Genomic DNA, 21604 nt, shown 5'->3' with positions numbered 1-21604 from the left:
CTTTCAAATAATTATCAGTAACATGAGCATAATTCCAAAAAAAATGAGCGCAGTTTTGACAACTGGCCATGGTGGGTATGAGATGCTGGAGTTTCGAAAAGATATTAAAGTCCCGAGTCCTGATTCAGATCAAGTTCTGATTAAAGTTTTAGGGGCAGGCATTAACAATACCGATATAAATACTCGAACAGCTTGGTATTCAAAGTCAGTCAAAGGTGAAACCAATGCTAATCATTCTCAAGGAGATGATGATGGAAGCTGGTCAGGTGAGCCTTTAGAATTTCCAATCATTCAGGGTGCGGATTGTTATGGTGAAATTGTCTCTGTTGGAGGCGATGTCGATGCTGGGCGAATTGGTGAGCGAGTATTAGTTAGAACAATGCAGCAGTATGCAGTAGATTACAGGCCCTATGAGTGCTGGACAATGGGCTCAGAGTGCGATGGGGCTTTTGCTCAGTATATGCTCGCTTTTAGTGATGAAAGTTTCAAGATTGAAAGTAATTGGTCGAATGCGGAACTGGCATCCATTCCCTGTGCATACTCGACAGCAGAAAACCTACTGGAACGTTCAGGTGTTAAACAGGGTGAAATTGTTCTTATAACTGGAGCTTCTGGAGGTGTTGGATCAGCTGCTATTCAGCTAGCTAAGAGACGAGGTGCTAGCGTTGTTGCAATTTCTAGTAAATCAAAGTCAGATTTAGTTAAAGAGATTGGTGCAAATACAGTTGTTAATAGAGAGGATAAATTAACAGACTCTATAGAAAATGAGAGTATTGATGTGGTTATTGATCTGGTTGCTGGGGAGCGCTGGGGAGACTTGCTGGATGTATTAAAAAAAGGTGGGAGGTATGCAGCAGCTGGAGCTATCGCAGGACCACTTGTTGAACTTGATGTTAGAACACTTTACCTAAAAGACTTGGTTTTAATAGGATGTACTTTTCAAGATCGAAAAGTTTTTGAAAATTTAATTGGATATATTGAAAGAAACGAAATAACTCCTCTCGTTTCGAAGACCTATCCTTTAAAAGATATTATTACTGCTCAAAAAGACTTTGTATCAAAGAAGTATGTGGGTAAGTTGGTTCTTTTGCCCAAATAAAGTTTAACCAAATTTATTTTTTCTAATTCCTTGAATAGTTAGGAATTCTTAGTATGCAGATATATTGTATTTCTTGACAGGCCAAGTTGACGAGCCGTTAAAGCAACATTGTAATTACAGTTTTGAAATGTTGTTCAGATAGGCACTCCAAAAGAGCTCTTTGAGAAACCTAAAACAACTTTTGTCGGCTACTTTATTGGCTCTCCAGCAATGAACATTTATCCTTGCGATGCTGTTTCAGATGATGAGGTGTCTATTGGAGGTTTAAAGCTAAAAGTAAATACAAAGTTACCAGGCTCTCAAAAAAGTAATTTAAAGCTTGGCATACGCTCTGAGTATATCAATGTAGTGAATAAGAAATCAGAAAATACAGTTGAAGCTAATATAAATTTAGTTGAAGATTTTGGTAACTATAAGCTCATTTCTGCAACTAATGATAATATTCAAATTAAAGTAAAAGTAAAGAGAGAAAGCATCATTCCTGAAGATAAAATTTTGCTAGAAATTCCATCAAAGCACTGCTGTATTTATAATAATGAAGAGCTAGTAGAATAAGTTATTTTTCTTTCCCTGCCATTAGTTCTTTCCAGCGCATATAGCTATTAACACCAAACCACATGAATGGTTTCGGCATCAGTTTTTTAGGTACTTCCTCGTCAACAAAGTCTGGCACTAGGCTATTGATAGTTCCAGTAATTTTTTCAGCCGTAATGATACCAATCGCAGTTCCTTTGGCAGTTCCAAGGCCATTTTGACAGCACGCAGAGTAGACACCTTCATCAACCTCTCCCTGAGCAAAGACGTTGTTAAGGCTCAGACAAAGACGACCTCCCCATGAGTAATCCATAGATACTTTATCAAGCATTGGAAAGCGAGCTTTAAATGATTCATTATGACTATTTGCAGCAGAATTCATAAATGAATCTGAGGCTTCCATGCTTGGATTATAAGACCATCTGTTTCGAACCAGAATCCTATTGCCACCCATTCCAGAAATGCGCCTTACTGAAGAGCCCATAGCGTCAGCTGAAGTTAATCCCCAATCTTGAGTGCCGCCCAGCATATTAGACTCTTCAGAAGTTAACTCTCTTGATAGGGATGAGTAGGTAAAAATAGTCATTAGCCTATTCTGAAAGTATCCAAATTTTTCAACTAAGCCGTTGACTGCTAATATAACTTTTGGGCTTGATATTGATCCAAGATTAGTTTTAGCCTTCCATACTTTTTGTCCATCATGCATTCCTTCCTCTTCAAGAGAACTGACTGGAGAGTTTTCATAGATGGTTGTATTGGGGTTATTAGAGACGCCATCTGCTAGTGACTGGATATAAAGGGCAGGTTGTAGCATTGCAGTTCCCGGTGTCCATAGACCATTTAGGTAATAATCTATTCCGGTCAGTTCTTTCATTTCTTGAGAGTCGAGCATCTTATAGCTTTCACTCGTTTTGTCTAGATGCTTTGCATATTCAGTATTGAATTTCATTCCTTTTGGAGTTGCTGCTGCATTCGTTTTGCCAACAAGTTGTATCGCTTCAGCTGGCATTTCATATTCTTTTGAAGCGCTCTTGGCAAATTCAATAGCGGAGCGATTAATCAGGGTTTGTTCACGATCTTTATCGAGGCTTCCTACGTAATCATCTGAAGCTAAGTTGTGAGGAAGATCAATCATAAAGCCTGAGTTTCTTCCTGCGGGGCCTTCACCAATTTCACAGGCTTCAAGTAAGACAATTGTTGCCTCTTTGTTGATTTGATTTAAACGCCGTGCGGCAGATAACCCAGCAAAGCCGCCTCCAATAATCAGATAGTCTGCATTAATATGATCTGAAAGCTTTGGATTGACCTTTCTTTTAGGAAGGATTTCTTTCCAGCCTGTATCACCAGGATTTTTAGGTAGCTTGATCTGACCCATTTCTTATCTAATCTACCGACTCTTCTGGTGCACGATCAGAGAGATCAATCCATATTGTCTTGAGCTCTGTATATTGGTCATGGGCATGAATGGAGTTATCCCTTCCGCCAAAACCTGAATGCTTGTAACCACCAAATGGCGTACTCATATCTCCTTCACCATAACAATTAACAGTCACTGTGCCCGCCTTAATGGCTCGTGCAGCTCGGATTGCTTTCTTTCCATTTGAGGTAAAGACGCTGGCAGCTAATCCATATTCTGTGTTGTTTGCAACAGCAATCGCCTCATCAAATGACTTCACGGTAATTACAGAGAGGATTGGACCAAAAATTTCCTCTTGTGCTATTTTGGAGTCAGGATCAACCTGGTCAACAATAGTAGGAAGAACATAGTTTGGTTTTTCAGTTGTTCCGCCAACTAAAATGTTGTCTTGCTTGAGGTAGCTACAAACCTTTTTAAAGTGTTCATCATCCACTAAAGAGCCAAGATAATTTGATGGATCAAGGGGATCACCCGTCTTCCAATCTCTGAGGTGCGCAAGAATCTTTTCAAGTAAAGCCTCTTTAATGTTTTCTTGAACAATGAGCCTTGAGTTTGCTGAACAGTTCTCTCCCATGTTCCAAAAAGAGGCGTTCACAATATGCTCTGCAACTAGGTCTAAATCTTCAGCATCATCCAAAACAATTGCTGGATTTTTACCGCCACACTCAAGCACAATCTTTTTAAGATTTGAGTCTGCTGAATAGCGCAGAAAACGTCTACCAGTCTCTGTTGATCCAGTAAATGAAACCATATCGATATCAGCATGAAGGCCAATCGGCTCACCAACATCTGGCCCCATCCCTGGTATGACATTGAGGACGCCCCTTGGGAGTCCTGCATCGATGGCCAATTCGGCCAGTCTAAGCGCGGTTAAGCTAGTTTGTTCTGCGGGTTTAACAATCACAGAGTTCCCTGTAGCAAGTGCGGGCGCTATTTTCCAGGCCATCATGAGAAGCGGAAAGTTCCATGGCAGAACGCAGCCAACAACGCCAACCGGTTCACGAACGATAACGGATAAGGCATCTTCTCCTGCTGGAGCAGTTTGATCATAAACCTTGTCAATGGCTTCTGCATGCCAAAGTAAACATTCAATCGTTTCTGGAAGGTCAATCGTTGCACAATCACGAACTGGTTTACCTGAGTCAACACTCTCCATAACGGCCAGCTCATTAAGATTTCTTTGTATCAGTTTAGAGAATTTAATGAGCACCTTTTTTCTCTCACTTGGATGAAGTTTTGACCAGTGACCTTGATCAAATACCTCCCTTGCTTTTATAACAGCGTGGTCTACATCATCTGCATTACATGCAGCAACTTTGGCAATAACATTTCCAGTTGCAGGGTTTATAGTTTCAAATGTTTTTCCTGATTTTGAAGATTGGAATTGTCCATTAATGAACGCATTGGTTGGAAAGCTAAGTGAATTTGCAATTGCACTATATTCCTCATGGGTTAGAAGATTTGACATTTAACTCCCCTCCTGTTTGATTTGATTGACAGTTTGATTCATGACTCGAATGACTTGCTCTAATTGGCGCTTATCGTCTTTATTCAACTTTTGAAGTGGTTTTCTTGGAGGCCCTACTGGAAGTCCTCTCATAATTGATCCGTGCTTGATACATTGGATAAATTTTCCACCTTGTTCAAGAACTCTCATCAACGGCATCATTGCTGACATGATTCGCCTCCCTTTATCGAAGTTTCCCTCAACTCTACAAGCCTCGTATAGAGCAACATGAGCTTCAGGAGCAAAATTAGATCCAGCACAGACCCAACCACTGGCTCCCCAAGCAAAGAACTCTAAGGCCTGATCATCCATTCCACAGCAAAGCTGGATATGAGGATAATCTCTTGCTAATAGGTGAAGTCTATTTATATCTCCACTGCTTTCTTTGATGGCAGAGAAGTTTGATGACCTACCCACCCTGTCAAGATATTCCTCACCCATCATAGAGCCCATCCTTCCAGGATAGTTGTAGAGCATTATTGGAAGATCAGCTGCTCGGTCAATTGCTAGTGCATGAAGCGCATTTTCTCTCTCTGTAGGGAGTGCATAGGGAGGTGTTGCTATTAATATTCCGTCCGCTCCAATTTTGGCTGCCTCCTCTGCAAAGAAAACTGACTCTTCAGTTCGAATGGCACCAGTACCAACAATGCAGGGAACTCTATTATTAATGATATCCTTACTTATCTTCATTACCTGAAGGCGCTCTTTAGTATCCTGAGTATAGTACTCGCCAGTTGTTCCAGCAACGACAATCCCATGAACACCACTGTTAATGAGATCCTCAATCATAGGCTCGATGGCGTCAAAGTTTATTGCATGATTGTCATCATACGGTGTAAGTAATGGCGTATAAATTCCTTCAAACTTCATATGATCTCCTACGGGTTTGGTAAGCTAATTTTTGCCATCCTTCCCCCATCAATAGTATATACCTGTCCAGTTAAAAAACTTGATTCTGAAGATGCAAGCCACGAAACTAATGAGGCAACTTCTTCTGTTTTACCTGTTCTATTAAGTGGGTGGATACTACCAATATTTTTTCTAAAATGGTCTGAATCAGGCATTGAGTTTATAAAGTCCTCATTTAGCTCTGTATCTATCCATCCTGGAGCGACAGTATTACACCTTACCCCATCCTTTCCATGATCGACTGCGATGGCTCGCGTTAGCCCATGAAGCCCAGCCTTGCTAGAACAATATGCCGCATGATTTGGATTAGCTCCTATCCCCTCAATTGAACCGATATTAACAATACAGCCTTCAGATTCAATCAGAAAAGGCATAGCAAATTTACTCAATAAGAAGGGGGCTGTGAGATTAACCGATATTGTTTGATTCCAATCCTCAAGTGAAGTGTCCATCAACGAAGATTCTTTCATGATGCCAGCATTATTAACTAATACGTCAATGCGACCATACTTTTTGACAATGATATCAATACTTTTAGAGCAGTCTTGTTCTTTACTTAGATCAAACTTAAAAGAGTCAAATAACTTTGATTGTCCTCTTTGAATGGCGCAAACGGTTGCTCCCTCTTCATGAAGACGCTCAGCGCAAGCAAGTCCAATGCCTTGAGTGGCTCCAGTAACAACAACAATTTTATTAGTAAACCGCTTTTCCACCATTAATCTCCACTAGTGAACCACAAATATAACGCGCCTCATCTGAACTTAAAAAAGACACCACATTAGCAATCTCCTCTGGCTCAGCTATATGACCTATCGGGACAGATTGATTCAACTCTTCAATAGCATCATCTGGATTTAAACCTCTTATTTCAAAACCTGTTCTGAGCATTGGTGTATTAACTTCGTTAGGACATACTGCATTGATTCGGATATTTTGATGAGCATGATCTCTGCCTAGGCACTTCGTCATTGCTGCTAATGCTGCCTTGGTAGTGCAGTAGATTAGATGATTTGGGCCTGGATTAATGCCCCAACAGGATGACACGTTGACAATGGATCCACCTCCAGCTGCTGCCATCAAGGGAATCGCAGCTCTAATGAGTTTAAACGGCGCTTCAACATTTATCTTCATTGATAGATCATAATCCTCATCAGAAGTCTGTGTGATGTCACCACGACGCATAAGACCAGCATTGTTGATGAGAATATCAATGCTTCCAAGTTTTTTTTGAACCTCATTTGCAAGACGATCACAATAATTTTGATCCAACAGGTCTCCAGGAAATGCCATTGCCTTTCCATTACCGCGGTTGATTTCATGAACAAGTTTGTTAGCCTGTTCTTCGTCCTTATCAGCAATGGCTAGAGTGAAACCTTGCTGTGAATATTTATTTACTATGGACTTTCCAATACCACCAGTGGCACCAGTCACAAGCACAACATTTGATTTATCTTTGACCATAGTTTAATGCTCCTGATTAAGTGCTTCCATTTTGGGAATTGTAGTTTCCCTTTTAGCGATGTAATCCAAGAGCTCTTCATCTTTAGCTTGATCCAGCTTAGGCTCTTGATAATCGTCAAGTAGTTTTTTTGCCCCTTCAAGTCCTCTTTGAATTGTATCTTTACTTCCATCAGCCTGCCATTGCTCAACAGAATTATTGTCAAATAGTTTAGGCATAAAAAAAGCCCTCTGAAAATTTTCCATGGTGTGTTGATGGCCAAGGTAATGACCACCAGGACCCACATCTCTAATGGCAGCCAGCCCCTCTTCAAAATCATCCCATCTCACTCCTTCAGCCATTCTATAGCCCATTTCGCATTGCTCAGCATCAACCACAAATTTTGCCATTGAGCAATGCATTCCAGCCTCATTCCATCCCGCAGAATGCCATATATAGTTTGTGCCAGATAACAGGACAGCCATCATTGTTGATGCACTTTCATAGCCTGATTGTGCATCAAAAACTTTTGATCCACCAAGCGTATTAGAGCTTCTCCAAGGGACTTTATAGTGTCTTGCCATTTGTCCAATCATAAAATTCATGAGAGAGATTTCAGGCGTTCCAGCCATAGGCGCCCCAGATTGCATTGATACTGTTGCTAAGTAATGGCCATAAATTGCTGGCGCTCCTTTGCGTATGACTTGAGTATAGGCGAGAGCAGATAGAGCTTCTGCATTGACCTGAGCTACCGTTGGTGCAACACTTGCGGGAGTGTTGGCGCCACCAAGAACGAAAGGAGAGCAGAGAACAGGTTGATTGTGTGCTGAAAAAACCCTTAAAGCTGAGAGCATGGTTTGATCCCAAACTAGTGGGGAGTTTCCATTAATGTTGCCGGTGACTACTGGGTGCGTATCAATAAATTTTTCACCAAAGAGAATCTTACACATCTCAATTACATCCTCAGCATTCTTACCACTACTGGTCATACCCATAAAGGTCTTATCGGAGTGCTTCATTGATGAATAAGTTATCCTCAAATGTCTATGAGAAATTGCATGATCCATGGGTTCTACGATGTGATGGGCACTCGAATGAATAGCAGGGAGCATATGAGAAAGCTTATGAAAGTTAGCAAGATCATCCAGGGTAGGCATACGCCTTTTATTTTCAAGATCAGTCAGAAACGGAGCACCTGTCATTGGAACAAAAATAGAGTTATTTCCACCAATTTCAAGTGACTTCTCTGGATCTCGGGCATGCATTGTGATGCTCTCTGGAATTGATTTGATGAGTTCTCGAATTAGACCTCTATCAAAGCGCACCCTCTCCCCCTCTACACTGGCTCCAGCTTCCTTCCAGTGTTCTAGTGCAATAGGATCATGAAATTCTACGCCAACTTCCTCCAGAATAGACAGTGAAGCGTCATCCATTTTCTCAATCTGCTCTTCATTCATTGGCTCTGTAAGAGGGATATTTCGACGTAAAGTCGGCAGCATTTCAATTTTGACTTTTAGGCGGTCACTTCTTCGAGCCGCTCTTCCAAGTCTTTCAGCAGAATTAGGCATATTAATTTCTTTCTATTTAATGAAAGTATCCTAGATTAATTAATCACTTAATGCAACATTTTTTTTCATGGAAACTTGAAAAATACTATATTTAGATATGTGCTTATATTCTTGATAAATCAATAATAAAGAGTAAAATTTAAATTTTTGGAAAATGAAATAAAATCATGTCTAATCATTCTAACAACTACATTGCGGGCGACTGGGTAAAAGGCGCAAGTTCAATTTCTAATATCAATCCATCGAATACAAACGATGTCATTGGAGAATTTGCTCAAGCCAGTAACTCACAATTAGAGGATGCTCTCAATTCGGCTCAGGTTGCCCAAAGACAATGGGCTGCAATAGGCCTTGAGCAGCGCCAAGCTGTATTGATGAAGATTGGTGAAGAGATGATGGCGCGAAGTGCTGAACTTGGGGAGCTACTATCCAGAGAGGAAGGTAAGCCAGTTGCTGAAGGCAAAGGAGAAGTATATAGAGCAGGTCAATTTTTTACTTACTATGCTGCAGAGGTCCTAAGGCAGGGTGGTGATACTGCAGATTCAGTCAGACCTAATATTGAAATTGACGTTCGCAGAGAGCCAATGGGAACAGTCGCAATCATCTCGCCATGGAACTTTCCAACAGCAACGGCGAGCTGGAAAATTGCTCCAGCACTAGCATTTGGTAATGCTGTTATTTGGAAGCCTGCGAACTTAACGCCAGCAAGTGCAGTCGCATTAACTGAAATCATTTCCAAGCAAGATATTCCAAAGGGTTTGTTTAATTTAGTAATGGGCTCAGGTTCATCAATTGGACAGTCGTTGGCTGAAAGTCCAAAAGTGCATGCAATCAGTTTTACTGGATCTTATGATGTGGGTCGTCAGATTGCAGGCGCAGCCGCTAAAAATTTAACAAAGTTTCAGTTAGAGTTAGGCTCTAAAAACCCACTTGTGGTAATGGATGATGCTGATATGGATGTCGCTGTTGCGGCTGCTACTGGAGGTGCTTTTGGTAGTACTGGTCAAAAATGTACCGCGTCTTCTAGACTAGTTGTTCATGCCTCCATTCATGATGAGTTTGTAGAACGCATGAGCCAATCCACTTCAGCTCTCAAGGTCGGTGACGCGCTTCAAGAAGGCACTCAAATTGGTCCAGCCGCAAGTCAACAGCAACTTGATTCCAACCTCAAATATATGGCTTTAGCAAAAGAAGAGGGCTGTGAAGTGGTCTGCGGAGGTAACAAGCTTGAGCTTGATAATCCTGGTTTTTATATGCAACCGGCATTATTAATTGGGGGAAACAACTCTATGAGAGTTAATCGTGAGGAGCTTTTTGCACCGATGGCTTGCGTCATCAAAGTTGCAGATTATGAAGAGGCATTATCGGTTGCAAATGACACAGAATTTGGACTTGTTTCAGGAATTATTACTCAGTCTCTCTCAAGGGCAAGTCACTTTAGAAGGAATGCAGAAAGTGGCTGCGTTATGGTGAACTTACCGACAGCAGGTACGGACTACCATGTCCCATTTGGAGGTAGAAAAAATTCAAGCTTTGGCCCTAGAGAGCAAGGAACTTATGCCAAAGAGCTTTATACTCAAGTTAAGACTTCTTATATTTCTAGCGGAAATCCATAATGGCGCACCCTTCACTATTTATTGATGCACTTCAATACAATAATTGGAGTGAGGAGATATTTAAGCAAATTAACCAAGGCGGTCTGAGTGCTGTTCACGTTACAATTTGTTATCACGAAGACTTTCAGGAGATGGTCCAAAATGTTATTGACTGGAACCGTCGTTTTGAGGACTACTCAAATTTAATTTTTCTTGGCCGAACTGCAGCTGATGTCAGAAAGGCTCAAAAAGAAGGAAGAACAGCAATCTTTTTTGGCTATCAAAACTGCTCCCCTATCGAAGATAATATTGGCCTCGTTGAAGTATGTCATCAACTAGGTGCAAGGTTTATGCAGTTAACCTATAACAATCAAAGTCTTTTAGGAACTGGCTGTTATGAAGAAAACGACCCAGGAATTACGAGAATGGGTAAACAGGTTATTAAAGAAATGAATAGGGTTGGACTAGTGGTCGATATGAGTCATTCTTCAGAGAGATCTACCCTAGAGGCTATAGAAATATCAGAGCGTCCTATTGCAATCACGCATGCAAATCCAACGTTCTGGCATCCTGCGCTGAGAAATAAGTCAAACGAAGTTCTAAAGGCGCTTGGAGAAAGTAATAGTATGCTTGGTTTTTCTGTCTACCCACACCACCTTAAGGATGGTTCAGACTGCACATTAGAAAGTTTTTGTAATATGATTGCCGATACTGCAGAAATTACGGGGATGAATAATATCGGTATTGGAACTGACCTATGTCAAAATCAACCTGATAGCGTTGTAGAGTGGATGCGAAATGGCACATGGACTAATGATCGTGACTTCGGTGAAGGTTCGGCCAGTTTTGCAGGATTTCCAGATCAGCCCGAGTGGTTTCGAGATAATCGTGATTTTGTAAACATTTCAAATGGTTTAAAGTCCATAGGTTTTTCTGAAAATGACGTTGAATTGGTCATGGGTAAAAACTGGTTAAATTTTTTCGACGCATCTTTTGAATCTTTATAATATTTATTATGTCTAGCGAAACTGTATTAATAGAGAATGAATCTGATTTTATGAGATCACCTGAAACGGTTATGCGTCTCGATAGAATGGGCTCATCTTTTCCTACCCGGTTGAGCTTTATGCGAACTTTGATTAGGCGAATGTCACGGGAGAATTGGAAATTTGAGAGAACGCGCCGTGAAGTTGATAAGGATGGTTACGGCTTAAGCGTTTATTCGGTTACTACTCCAAATAGAACCTACTCATTGGTTGGTTTTACACAAGAAATACCAGCTGACATGAGAACGGATAGAGTTATCGCAGAAGTTTGGGATGCAACCTTTAATCTTTTTGATGGTGTGCCAACACAAGAGGATATAGATTATTTGGCACAAAATACACCTAAGCAAGAAGGCGGTCGTTACAGACCAAGCGAACTTGCTTTGGCAAGGGCCAATAAAAGCTTAAGAGTATTTAAAAATGCTGTTGATTCATTATCAAAAGGTCAACAACCAGATCTAGATTTATTAACTTCTGTAGGTTATTTAATGAGAACTTCAGCAGTTTATGGAAGCGGTAAGTTTGGGTGTGCAGATAGAGCTAAAATTGCTGATCGAGAAGAATGCAAAGCACCATTTCAAATAGAGTTACTCACTGTTTACTTAATACGTTGGTTTACGATTGACTCAGTTGAAGAGCTTGCAAAAGAAAAAGGTGGAAAAAAAGCTGTTAAATTTGATCAGACTACTCGTCAATTCATTGGAGTTGGAAATGCAACGGGTTTGGGTATGGCGCCATTTTTACTTAAGCACCCAGCATTAATCCATAACTGGGTTGTCGCAAAAGAAACAGCATTGGCAAGAGTCAGGTCCATTGAAACTCCAATTGTGGGAACTCTTGAGGTTTTCTTAAAGTCACTTCTTCAGGTTAGCCAGCATGTCGATGAATGGAATGTTGCAGATGAAGTTCAGTCTGCAAGAATTTCTCGTTTAACAGATGAAATTCAAGCTTTGAGAATGTGGTGTGAAAATGAATCAAATATATATAGACCATATCCATGGAATGGAATCTATCAGTATGTTGAGGATAACTTTTCTTTGGAATGCCAAGAAATGATTGTCTCCTTAATAATTGAGCCACATGGCACACTTGTTGATGACCTTGCAGATACAATGTCTTCAACTGTGATCCCTAAATTTCAGGCTGATATGACTTTATCTCATTTGAAACAAGTTGTTGCTGATGCATATAATTGGGCGACAACTATTGACTTCTCATTAGAAGAGTCCCAACACCATTTTTGGTACTATTCTGAAGATAAATTAGAGCCCAGATTCGGTTCTAAAGGAGTCGATGATGGGGTTGATCAAGAGATGCCACTAGCTATTGGGCGCGATGTTCATGATTTGAATGAGGTATTGCAAGGCATTGACGATGATATGTCTATTGGAGAATTTGCAATGATGCACCCTCAGTTTAGGCATATTATTCGAAGGGTTCAAAATACTTTTGAAAGGCCTTACTCAGAAGTTCAAGATAATTTACTAAGTGAATCTATGAGGCCTCTCGATTTATTACGATTCAAATTAGCATTCTTTGGAGCGTCAAAGTTTGATCCAAAGTCAGATTTATGGACTCGAATTTCAATGTACCAAGGAGCACCAATGCCCGACCAGTTGTCGGAGCCAAACCACGATTGTTGGTCATTTCCTATAGCTGGAAAACCACAGTCTTATCCGTGTATAAATTGCACATGTCGAAAAACGGTTTAACGATTTCCTTAAACGAAGTTCTTTTTTATTTTACTCGTGCTGGGTTTGGTGTTAATGCATCCATCGGAGTTTCAGAAGACTTTGCCAGAAGCAATATCTGGATTGCACAAAATGGTTTTGATCCCTCAGAGTGCAGCCTTCTGGCACTTGATAATTTAGATAGCCAAACCAGTAGCCTCTCTATTCAGTTCGAAAAGACCGGTGATGGAAGCCACCTTTTTTGCCCTGAAGACAAAGTTTTGTCAGCAATTGAGGCTTCAGTAAGCTGCGTAGATTGGCTCGAGTTTAATGGCCTTGATGGAGACTTAAAATTAACTAATGTAGACTCCCCATTACTGGTTGTTTCTGCCCTTGGTGCAAACCAATGCACTGGCATTCAAGTGTCATGGACAGACAAAAGCAATAATCATTATGAGGTTAATCTAAAAGATGATATTGAGTGGGAAATTATAAGCTCATCAGAGGCTCCCATTGAGCTTAGCAATTGTGCTGATATTTACATTTCGACTTTTGATGTTAATAATAAAACTTCAATAAGTAATGGCAAAATAAAGACACTTAATATTGCTGAAGAAAGGCTGAAAACTCTTAATAATGGTGTTAATGTGGGTGATAAGTGGCCTGAAATCTATGAATATTTCTCTCGTTGCTTAGTGAAATCTAGCGCAGAATCGAGAGCTTCAGGTGCGGGTGCTGGTTTAGTAGATACAGATTAATTTAGCACTCAATAAAACTGACCGCTAAGCCACCAAGTGAGGTCTCTTTATACTTAGTCGACATATCGAGTCCAGTTCTCTTCATAGCGGCGATGCATTGATCTAGAGATATTAAGTGTTCTCCACTCTCTCTAAGTGAGAGTGAACTTGCAGTATATGCTTTAACGGCTCCGAAGCCGTTTCTCTCAATACATGGAACTTGAACTAGGCCTTTAACCGGGTCACAAGTCATTCCAATGTGATGCTCAAGAGCCATCTCTGCTGCATTTTCGATTTGTTCACTTGTTCCACCCCTTGCTGCACAAAGCCCTGCAGCTGCCATTGACGATGCAGAACCAACCTCTCCTTGACATCCAACTTCCGCTCCAGAGATTGAGCTGTTATGTTTAATTAAGCCACCAATTGCAGCAGCTGACAAAAGAAATTGTCGAATTTGTTCTTGTGAAGCAGCCTTATGTTTATAGTAGTAGTAGAGTGTTGCTGGCACAACACCTGCTGCACCATTGGTAGGCGCCGTAACGACCATATGTCCAGCAGCATTTTCTTCATTAACAGCCATAGCGTATGCGCATAGCCAATCACTAGAGCCTGCATTTTCCTTATCATTTTCGAGACTTTCGTTCAATTGTTTTGCTCGTCTTTTAGTGTTCAAGCCACCTGGTAAAATACCTTCAGTAGATAGGCCTTTTTCAACACAAGTTTTCATTGCATTCCAAATTTTGTCTAGCTCTAAATTGAGTATTTCCTCAGGAAGATTTTCTAATTCGTTTGCTAGCTTCATCTCCCAGATCGTCTTTTTATTCTTCTTTGACATGTCCAGCATTTGGTCTGAGTTGTCAAATGGATATGGGTAGGCTGAACTTGGTTCAGCGGCTATTGGGGCCTCGACGCTATCGATTTCTGCTAAGGTAGATATAAAGCCACCACCAATCGAAAAGAAGGTGCTAGATAATAATAATCCACCAGAGTCATCTAATAGTTCAAAAACAAGACCATTTGGATGCTGTTTGAGCGAGTTTCGAGTATCGAAAATAATATCTTCTTCCGAAAAGAAAGATGCTGAAATATCATCACTTATATTGATAGTTTTTGAGTTCCAGGTTCTATCATGAACCTCATCCATATTTTCATTAATTATTGTGTTAGGTAAATACCCATGAAGACCTAAAGTTACAGCTTTATCCGTGGCATGACCAACTCCAGTGTAGGCCAGGGAGTCTTTTAAAGTGCACCTGACATGATAGTTTTTTGTATCTGAATTTGAATCAATATAATGACGTATATCTTGCAGAAAAGCGCTAGCCGCAACCATAGGTCCCATCGTATGAGAACTGGACGGCCCAATACCAACTTTAAATAAGTCTAAAACACTGATAAACATGGTAATTTTGAAGATTATAAAACTGACATTCTACATTATGAAAGTAATTCTAGCTATTAAAAAATTCACTAAAAGTTGAATTGACTAATTAATTATAATATCCCTACCAATCCATAATTTTATTCACAAATAAGCTATGCCAAAGAACGAGCACTTTGATCGACTCTACGAACTCCTTGAAAAGGTTCTTGACGGTCATGAGAGCCCCAGTAAGACTGAAGATATACCAAAAGTATCAGATCAACTAGCTGCTTATATTTTATGGCTTGATGTCGATCCATTAATCCCAGAGCGAACTTACAGTATTCTTCTTGATACTCAAAGCACAACTGTTCAGGTAACTGACCTTAGCTTCAAAATCGATGCTAAGACACATAGTCAACTTGCAGCCAAAAAGCTCTTTCAAAATGAGTATGGTTACTGTAAATTGTCCTTAGGTCAGAAAGTATCTTTTGATGCCTACAGTGAAAGTCAAATAAAAGGCTCTTTTGAAATTTTTGATTCATTAAATAATTCTATAGTCGGGATCGGTTTAATTGATTTTGCACTCAGGCGTGCTCAAAATATTAGCTGGCATGAAACAAATATTAACCAAGAAGTTCGCTCCATTAATAAAAAACAAAAGCCATGTGTGCTTTGGTTTACTGGGCTTTCTGGCTCTGGAAAATCAACCATAGCCGATGATCTTGAGAAAAAACTATATGAGCTTGGAAAGCATACTATGCTGCTTGATGGTGACAATGTTCGTCATGGGCTTAATAGAGATTTAGGATTTACAGATCAAGACAGGGTTGAAAATATAAGGAGAATTGCTGAGGTTTCAAAGCTGATGGTTTCTTCAGGATTGATTACCATAGTTTCTTTTATCTCCCCTTTCCGAGCTGAACGTTTAATGGCTCGGAATTTATTTAATGATGGAGAGTTCATTGAGGTTTATATAGATACCCCTATTAAGGTTTGTGAAGCCAGGGACTCTAAAGGGCTTTATAAGAAAGCAAGGGCTGGAAAATTAAAAAACTTCACCGGAATTGACTCTGATTATGAGGAGCCTGAGATGTCAGAAATTGTCCTTCAGAACAGTGATGCAAAGATAGATGATCTTGTGAATCAAATTTTAGATTATTTAAGCGCACACTCAAAGATATAATGACCAAAATTTACTTCATCTTCATTACAAATTTTCATTTATAACAATGTCAATATTATTAGCTTCTACTGATTTCTGGGAGGACATGGAGGTTTGGCGTAGTGGCCTTGAAGAGTCGATGCCAGAGATGGATATTAACGTATACCCTGATGAGGGAGATGTTAATGATGTAGAGTATGCAGTAGTCTGGAAGCATCCTAGGGGTATTCTTAAAAAATATCCAAATTTAAAAGCAATTCTATCTTTAGGTGCTGGAGTAGACCACGTGATTAGCGATCCTGATTTGCCTTTAGGTCTCCCCATAGTCCGTTTAGTTGATAAAAAGTTAACGCATGAAATGATCCTTCACTCGCTGCACTGGGTATTACATTTTCATAGTGATCAGTACCTCTATAGAATTCAGCAACAAAGCAGCGAATGGATTCAGCAAAGCTCAATTCAATCTGAAGATCGTACAATTGGAATCATGGGGTTAGGAAACATTGGGAAGGCTATTGGTGATTCACTTGTTAACTTAGATTTTAAAGTTATTGGTTGGGGTGCTCGCCCTAAGGAGTCACTTGGGAGCATAAAATATTATTGTGGCCATGAACAGCTTGAAGATTTTCTGAGTCAAATTCATATCTTGATAAATGTCTTACCACTAACTGACAATACTAAAAATATACTAACAAAAAATGAACTTACTTTTTTGCCTCAGGGTACCTTTATTATAAATATTGGTAGAGGCGGCATAATTAATGAGAATGATCTCATAAATTTTCTGGATTGTGGCCATATTAAAGCAGCAGCTTTAGATGTTTTTGCACAGGAGCCTCTTCCAGAAAATAATTCACTTTGGATGCACCCTTCAGTTTATGTAACCCCTCACATTGCGGGTCAAAGCAATCCTCGCTCAGCAGCTAAAACTATTGCAGAAAATATCCATCTAATTCAAAATGGTGAAGCTCCATATCCCATATATAGCCATGATAGTGGGTATTAATTAATTTTTATTTTTCTTAATCGAGATATAAAGAATTGTTTAGAAATCAACAGAAATCATGCACCAAGTGATGTACGAGTGCTATTTATGTGAATTCATGACCAATTGAATTCAACTAAAAAGACTAATCTTATATAATAACCTTTTTTTGGACAAAATATAATGTCTGCAGGAAGCGAAATTAGAACTACCCCTTTGCATCAAATGCATATTAATGCAGGTGCAAAAATGGTTCCATTTGCTGGATATGCAATGCCAGTTAGTTACCCTCTTGGCATCAAAAAAGAACACACACAAACTCGAGAAAAGGCAGGCCTATTTGATGTTTCACATATGGGCCAAATTAAAATAACAGGTGCAGAAGCAATGAGTGCTCTTGAGTCATTGGTACCTGTAGATATTATAGATTTACCCTTAATGAAGTCGCGCTATGCCCTTTTTACTAATAGCAATGGCGGCGTATCAGACGATTTAATGGTTACCAATCTTGGTGATAATTGTTTGTTTCTGGTAGTGAATGCAGCTTGTAAAGATTCTGATTTGGAGCATTTAAACCAGTCAATAGGTCTTAGTTGTAAAGTTGAACTATGTCAAAATTTAGCTTTGTTGGCATTACAGGGGCCCAAGGCTGTAGAAGTGTTGGGAGAAATTGCTCCCTCTGTCACTAACATGACCTTTATGACTGCTAAGCATTTAACAATAAAAGATATTGATTGCTTTGTGACTCGTTCTGGATACACTGGCGAGGATGGATTTGAAATATCAATGCCATCAAGTGATGCTGAAAAATTTGCTGCACTTATTCTTTCTAGTGATGAGGTTGAGTGGGTAGGTTTAGGCGCAAGAGACTCACTTCGATTAGAGGCTGGCTTATCGCTCTATGGACATGAGCTTGATGATAATCATAGTCCGGTTGAGTCATCTTTAAATTGGGCACTCTCTAAAGTCAGAAGGACAGGAGGCCAGCGTGAGGGCGGCTATTTGGGGGACAATATAGTTTTAAGCCACCTAAGTGATGGCCCTAAAGCAAGGATTGTTGGAATACTTCCTGAGGGCAAAATGCCTGTGAGAGATGGCGCCCTGATTGAAAATGAAGAGGGAGTTCAGGTTGGTGAGGTGACCAGTGGAGGTTTTGGCCCAACTTTGAATAAACCGATAGCGATTGCGAGACTAAAAACAAAATTTACTATGAACCAGTCAAAACTTTTTGCACTGGTAAGGGGAAAAAGAATAGCAGTTGAGGTTGTCAATCTGCCGTTTGTTAAACACAATTATTACAGAGGTTGAAAATTAATAAGGAGAAGAAATGAGTATTAAGTATTCTGAAGATCATGAGTGGGTTGATGAGAAGGAAGATGATTTAGTGGTTATTGGGATAACTGATTTTGCCCAGGAGCAGCTTGGGGATTTAGTTTATGTTGAGTTGCCAGAGGTTGGTGATGAGTGTTCTCGCGGCGAAAACATTTCAGTTATAGAGTCTGTCAAAGCTGCTTCTGACCTAGTTGCGCCAGTCTCAGGTTCAATTATAGAGGTAAACTCTCGACTAGAAGATGAGCCAGAGATTGTCACTGAGGACTCGATGGGTGAGGGTTGGTTCATCAAGGTGAAACTATCAAATCCTGAAGAGTTAAATGACCTTATGGATGAGGACGCATACAACACCTTTATTGAGGAATAACAAGAGAGACTTTAATGGCAAATAAGATTGAAGATTTATTGAATAATGACGCTTTTACCAATAGACATATTGGCTCTTCAAGCGAACAAAAGAATCAAATGCTTAACTATCTTGGTTTTGATAACCTTGATAAATTAATTGATGAAATAGTTCCAGATGTTATTCGTCGAAAAGAACCGATGAATATTGCAGATGGTATGTCAGAACTTGCAGCACTTAAACAGCTAAGAAATCTTGCAAGGATGAATATTCGTTACAAATCTTTCATTGGCCAAGGCTACTATAATTCCATCACGCCTCCAGTTATTCAGAGAAATGTCGAGGAAAACCCAGCATGGTACACAGCTTATACTCCTTATCAACCCGAGATATCCCAAGGCCGACTAGAGGCTTTGATGAATTTTCAGACCATGGTCTCAGATTTGACAGGTATGGATTTAGCGAATGCATCGATGCTTGATGAGGCAACTGCGTGTGCAGAAGCCATGACTCTGTGTCATCGCGTTAGTAAATCAAAGAGTAATACTTTTTTTGTGGCAAATGATTGTTATGCTCAAAATCTTGAAGTTATTAAAACTAGAGCTGAGCCTCTAAATATTGAGGTTGTTGTTGGTGATCCTCTGATTGACTTAAAAGACCTCGATTGTTTTGGTGTTCTTCTGCAGTATCCAAATACTTATGGTGCTTTTAGCGACTATTCAAAATTAATCGAATCTATTCACGAAAAGAAAGCACTTGTTAGTGTTAGTGCCGATCTACTAGCTTTGACGCTCTTAAAACCACCTGGTGAAATGGGAGCAGATATAGTAGTAGGAAATACCCAAAGATTTGGTGTTCCAATAGGATATGGTGGTCCTCATGCTGCTTACATGTCAATTAGTGATAAGTACAAACGATCAATGCCAGGGCGAATTATTGGTGCATCTGTTGATACAAAGGGAAGGCTAGCATATCGTTTAGCACTCCAGACTCGAGAGCAACATATTCGCCGTGAGAAAGCAACTAGTAACATTTGTACTGCACAGGCTCTCTTGGCAATCATGGCCAGCATGTATGCGGTATATCATGGTCCAGAGGGTTTAAAAAACATTGCTGGTCGTATTTTTCAATATGCCAGTGTCTTTGCAGATGGCATGAAGCAAATGGGATTTAAAGTACTTAATGATTCATATTTTGATACGTTAACGATTGAGGTTAAAAACTCAGATGCTATTGTTATGCAAGCTGAAAAAAATGGATACAACGTTAATGTGTTTAGTAAAACACTTGTTTCAGTATCTTTTGATGAACTTAGCACACCCGAAGATATTGAGTATTTATGGAGGATCTTCAATACTGAGTCAGATCTTAGTGCACAGTCGTTGTTTGAAAAAAATAAATCAAAAATTCAAAAGAGCTTACAAAGAAATTCTAAATTTCTAACGCATAAAGTCTTTAATACTTATCGTTCTGAAACAAATATGATGAGATATATCCGTTATTTAGGGGATAAAGATATTGCTCTAGATCGTTCAATGATTCCCTTAGGGTCATGCACTATGAAACTTAACGCTGCAGCTGAGTTGATACCAGTGAGTTGGCCAGAATTTTCACAAATTCATCCAGCAGTTCCAATGAACCAGGTAATTGGCTATCAGCAAATGATAAGTGAGCTTGAGGAAATGCTTTGTGAAGCCACAGGTTACTCAGCCATTTCACTGCAACCTAATTCTGGAGCTCAGGGCGAGTATGCTGGTTTAATTGCCATAAGGGGATATCACCGAAGTAGAGGCGATGAAAATCGAAATATATGTCTCATTCCATCATCGGCTCATGGAACTAACCCTGCTTCTGCCCAAATGGCGGGAATGAAGGTTATCGTGATTGAAAGTGCCTCTGATGGCAATATAGATCTTGAGGATTTAAGAGCAAAAACTAAAGAGCACGAAGAAAATTTAGCAGCAATAATGATTACATACCCTTCGACGCATGGTGTTTTTGAAAAAGATGTTAGAGAAGTGTGTGACATTGTTCATAACGCAGGTGGTCAGGTCTATATTGATGGTGCAAATATGAATGCGATGGTTGGAGTTTCTGCTCCAGGAGAGTTTGGAGGTGATGTATCACATCTGAACCTTCACAAGACATTTGCGATACCCCATGGTGGAGGCGGTCCAGGTGTTGGTCCCATAGGTGTAAAAGAACACCTCATCGACTTTTTACCAAGAACACCTTTAAATAATACCGATGTTGGAAGTATTTCTGGTGCACCATGGGGATCTGGCAGTATTTTGCCAATTAGTTGGATGTATATTGCAATGCTTGGAAAAGATGGACTCTATGAGGCAACATGTAATGCCATACTCAATGCAAACTACATAGCTAAAAAGCTTGAGGAGCACTATCCAATACTTTACAGTGATGAAAATGGAAGAATCGCTCATGAGTGTATTATTGATATAAGACCTATTAAAGATTCAGTAGGTATTAGTGTTGATGATGTTGCTAAGCGCCTTATTGATTTTGGATTTCATGCTCCAACAATGTCTTTCCCAGTTGCTGGAACGTTAATGATTGAGCCAACTGAGTCAGAATCATTAGATGAACTTGATCGATTCTGTGATGCAATGATTCAAATCAGAAAAGAGATTAAAAAGGTTGAGTCAGGTGAATATTCTACTGAAGATAATCCGTTAATTAATTCGCCCCACACTTTAGAAATGGTAACATCGTCTCAATGGGATTTTTCATATTCCAGAGAAGAGGCGGCTTATCCCGTCGAAAGTCTGAGGCGAGTTAAGTATTGGCCGCCAGTTTCGAGAGTGGATAATGTCTATGGAGATAAGAATTTGGTTTGTTCTTGTCCAAGTGTAGAAGATTATAAGTAGATTTA

General features: G+C 39.8%; 18 protein-coding genes and 1 pseudogene. 11 read left to right on the top strand and 8 right to left on the bottom strand.

What is annotated here, in order from left to right; all coding sequences use genetic code 11:
• Positions 1-43: 43 nt before the first annotated feature.
• A complete protein-coding gene (locus AC5YGB_RS08460; protein ID WP_496138027.1) occupies positions 44-1099 on the top strand; it encodes a zinc-binding dehydrogenase in 1056 nt (351 codons plus the stop codon).
• 38 nt (positions 1100-1137) lie between these two features.
• On the opposite strand, the pseudogene AC5YGB_RS08455 reads toward AC5YGB_RS08460, so the two are convergent.
• Positions 1138-1218 (bottom strand): annotated as a pseudogene (locus AC5YGB_RS08455) (helix-turn-helix domain-containing protein); the annotation flags it as partial.
• A gap of 91 nt (positions 1219-1309) precedes the next feature.
• Here AC5YGB_RS08455 and AC5YGB_RS08450 point away from each other — a divergent pair.
• Positions 1310-1654, top strand: coding sequence for a hypothetical protein (locus AC5YGB_RS08450; protein WP_496137249.1), 345 nt, complete (start codon positions 1310-1312; stop codon positions 1652-1654).
• A 1-nt stretch (position 1655) separates the two neighbouring features.
• Here the strand turns inward: AC5YGB_RS08450 and AC5YGB_RS08445 are convergent, their stop codons facing one another.
• From AC5YGB_RS08445 to AC5YGB_RS08420, 6 genes are read right to left on the bottom strand one after another with little or no spacing between them, the layout of a single operon-like run.
• Positions 1656-3008, bottom strand: a complete 1353-nt coding sequence (locus AC5YGB_RS08445; RefSeq protein WP_496137248.1) for an FAD-dependent oxidoreductase — start codon at positions 3006-3008, stop codon at positions 1656-1658.
• A 7-nt stretch (positions 3009-3015) separates the two neighbouring features.
• Positions 3016-4518 carry an aldehyde dehydrogenase gene (locus AC5YGB_RS08440; protein WP_020028688.1) on the bottom strand — a complete coding sequence of 501 codons (1503 nt, stop codon included), beginning with the start codon at positions 4516-4518 and terminating at the stop codon, positions 3016-3018.
• Positions 4519-5427, bottom strand: coding sequence for a dihydrodipicolinate synthase family protein (locus AC5YGB_RS08435; protein WP_496137247.1), 909 nt, complete (start codon positions 5425-5427; stop codon positions 4519-4521).
• Between the two features lie 8 nt (positions 5428-5435).
• On the bottom strand, positions 5436-6182 hold the full coding sequence (locus AC5YGB_RS08430) for an SDR family oxidoreductase (protein ID WP_496137246.1): 747 nt from the start codon (positions 6180-6182) through the stop codon (positions 5436-5438).
• Complete coding sequence (locus AC5YGB_RS08425; protein ID WP_496137245.1) at positions 6160-6927, bottom strand: SDR family oxidoreductase; 768 nt, start codon at positions 6925-6927, stop codon at positions 6160-6162. Before AC5YGB_RS08425 ends, AC5YGB_RS08430 begins: the two co-directional genes overlap by 23 nt.
• 3 nt (positions 6928-6930) lie before the next feature.
• Positions 6931-8472: a trimethylamine methyltransferase family protein gene (locus tag AC5YGB_RS08420; protein WP_496137244.1), complete on the bottom strand. Its 1542-nt coding sequence runs from the start codon at positions 8470-8472 to the stop codon at positions 6931-6933.
• A 167-nt stretch (positions 8473-8639) separates the two neighbouring features.
• Between AC5YGB_RS08420 and AC5YGB_RS08415 the strand changes: the two genes are divergently transcribed.
• Genes AC5YGB_RS08415 through AC5YGB_RS08400 form a run of 4 tightly spaced genes read left to right on the top strand, consistent with a single transcriptional unit; the run spans position 8640 to position 13541 of the window.
• Positions 8640-10088 carry an aldehyde dehydrogenase family protein gene (locus AC5YGB_RS08415; RefSeq protein WP_496137243.1) on the top strand — a complete coding sequence of 483 codons (1449 nt, stop codon included), beginning with the start codon at positions 8640-8642 and terminating at the stop codon, positions 10086-10088.
• A complete protein-coding gene (locus AC5YGB_RS08410; RefSeq protein WP_496137242.1) occupies positions 10088-11074 on the top strand; it encodes a membrane dipeptidase in 987 nt (328 codons plus the stop codon). Before AC5YGB_RS08415 ends, AC5YGB_RS08410 begins: the two co-directional genes overlap by 1 nt.
• Positions 11075-11082: 8 nt before the next feature.
• Positions 11083-12825 carry a hypothetical protein gene (locus AC5YGB_RS08405; RefSeq protein ID WP_020026449.1) on the top strand — a complete coding sequence of 581 codons (1743 nt, stop codon included), beginning with the start codon at positions 11083-11085 and terminating at the stop codon, positions 12823-12825.
• On the top strand, positions 12807-13541 hold the full coding sequence (locus AC5YGB_RS08400) for a hypothetical protein (protein WP_496137241.1): 735 nt from the start codon (positions 12807-12809) through the stop codon (positions 13539-13541). Before AC5YGB_RS08405 ends, AC5YGB_RS08400 begins: the two co-directional genes overlap by 19 nt.
• Before the next feature lies 1 nt (position 13542).
• Here AC5YGB_RS08400 and AC5YGB_RS08395 read toward each other — a convergent pair whose 3' ends face one another.
• Positions 13543-14922 carry an L-serine ammonia-lyase gene (locus AC5YGB_RS08395; RefSeq protein ID WP_496137240.1) on the bottom strand — a complete coding sequence of 460 codons (1380 nt, stop codon included), beginning with the start codon at positions 14920-14922 and terminating at the stop codon, positions 13543-13545.
• Between the two features lie 136 nt (positions 14923-15058).
• Here AC5YGB_RS08395 and cysC point away from each other — a divergent pair, with 136 nt between their 5' ends.
• From cysC to gcvP, 5 genes are all read left to right on the top strand, one after another.
• The gene (gene cysC / locus AC5YGB_RS08390) at positions 15059-16069 is read left to right on the top strand and encodes an adenylyl-sulfate kinase (RefSeq protein ID WP_496137239.1); all 1011 of its coding nucleotides are present in this window, start codon (positions 15059-15061) and stop codon (positions 16067-16069) included.
• A gap of 46 nt (positions 16070-16115) precedes the next feature.
• Positions 16116-17054 carry an NAD(P)-dependent oxidoreductase gene (locus AC5YGB_RS08385; RefSeq protein ID WP_496137238.1) on the top strand — a complete coding sequence of 313 codons (939 nt, stop codon included), beginning with the start codon at positions 16116-16118 and terminating at the stop codon, positions 17052-17054.
• Between the two features lie 162 nt (positions 17055-17216).
• Positions 17217-18341, top strand: a complete 1125-nt coding sequence (gene gcvT / locus AC5YGB_RS08380) for a glycine cleavage system aminomethyltransferase GcvT (protein WP_496137237.1) — start codon at positions 17217-17219, stop codon at positions 18339-18341.
• 19 nt (positions 18342-18360) lie between these two features.
• On the top strand, positions 18361-18732 hold the full coding sequence (gene gcvH, locus AC5YGB_RS08375; protein WP_020023625.1) for a glycine cleavage system protein GcvH: 372 nt from the start codon (positions 18361-18363) through the stop codon (positions 18730-18732).
• A gap of 14 nt (positions 18733-18746) precedes the next feature.
• Positions 18747-21599, top strand: a complete 2853-nt coding sequence (gcvP, locus tag AC5YGB_RS08370) for an aminomethyl-transferring glycine dehydrogenase (protein WP_020023624.1) — start codon at positions 18747-18749, stop codon at positions 21597-21599.
• Positions 21600-21604: the final 5 nt, after the last annotated feature.

Source organism: Candidatus Pseudothioglobus sp. uisw_142 (genome assembly GCF_059512465.1).
The sequence above is the reverse complement of the archived record's forward strand: the minus strand, read 5'-3'. Positions and strand labels throughout refer to the sequence as shown.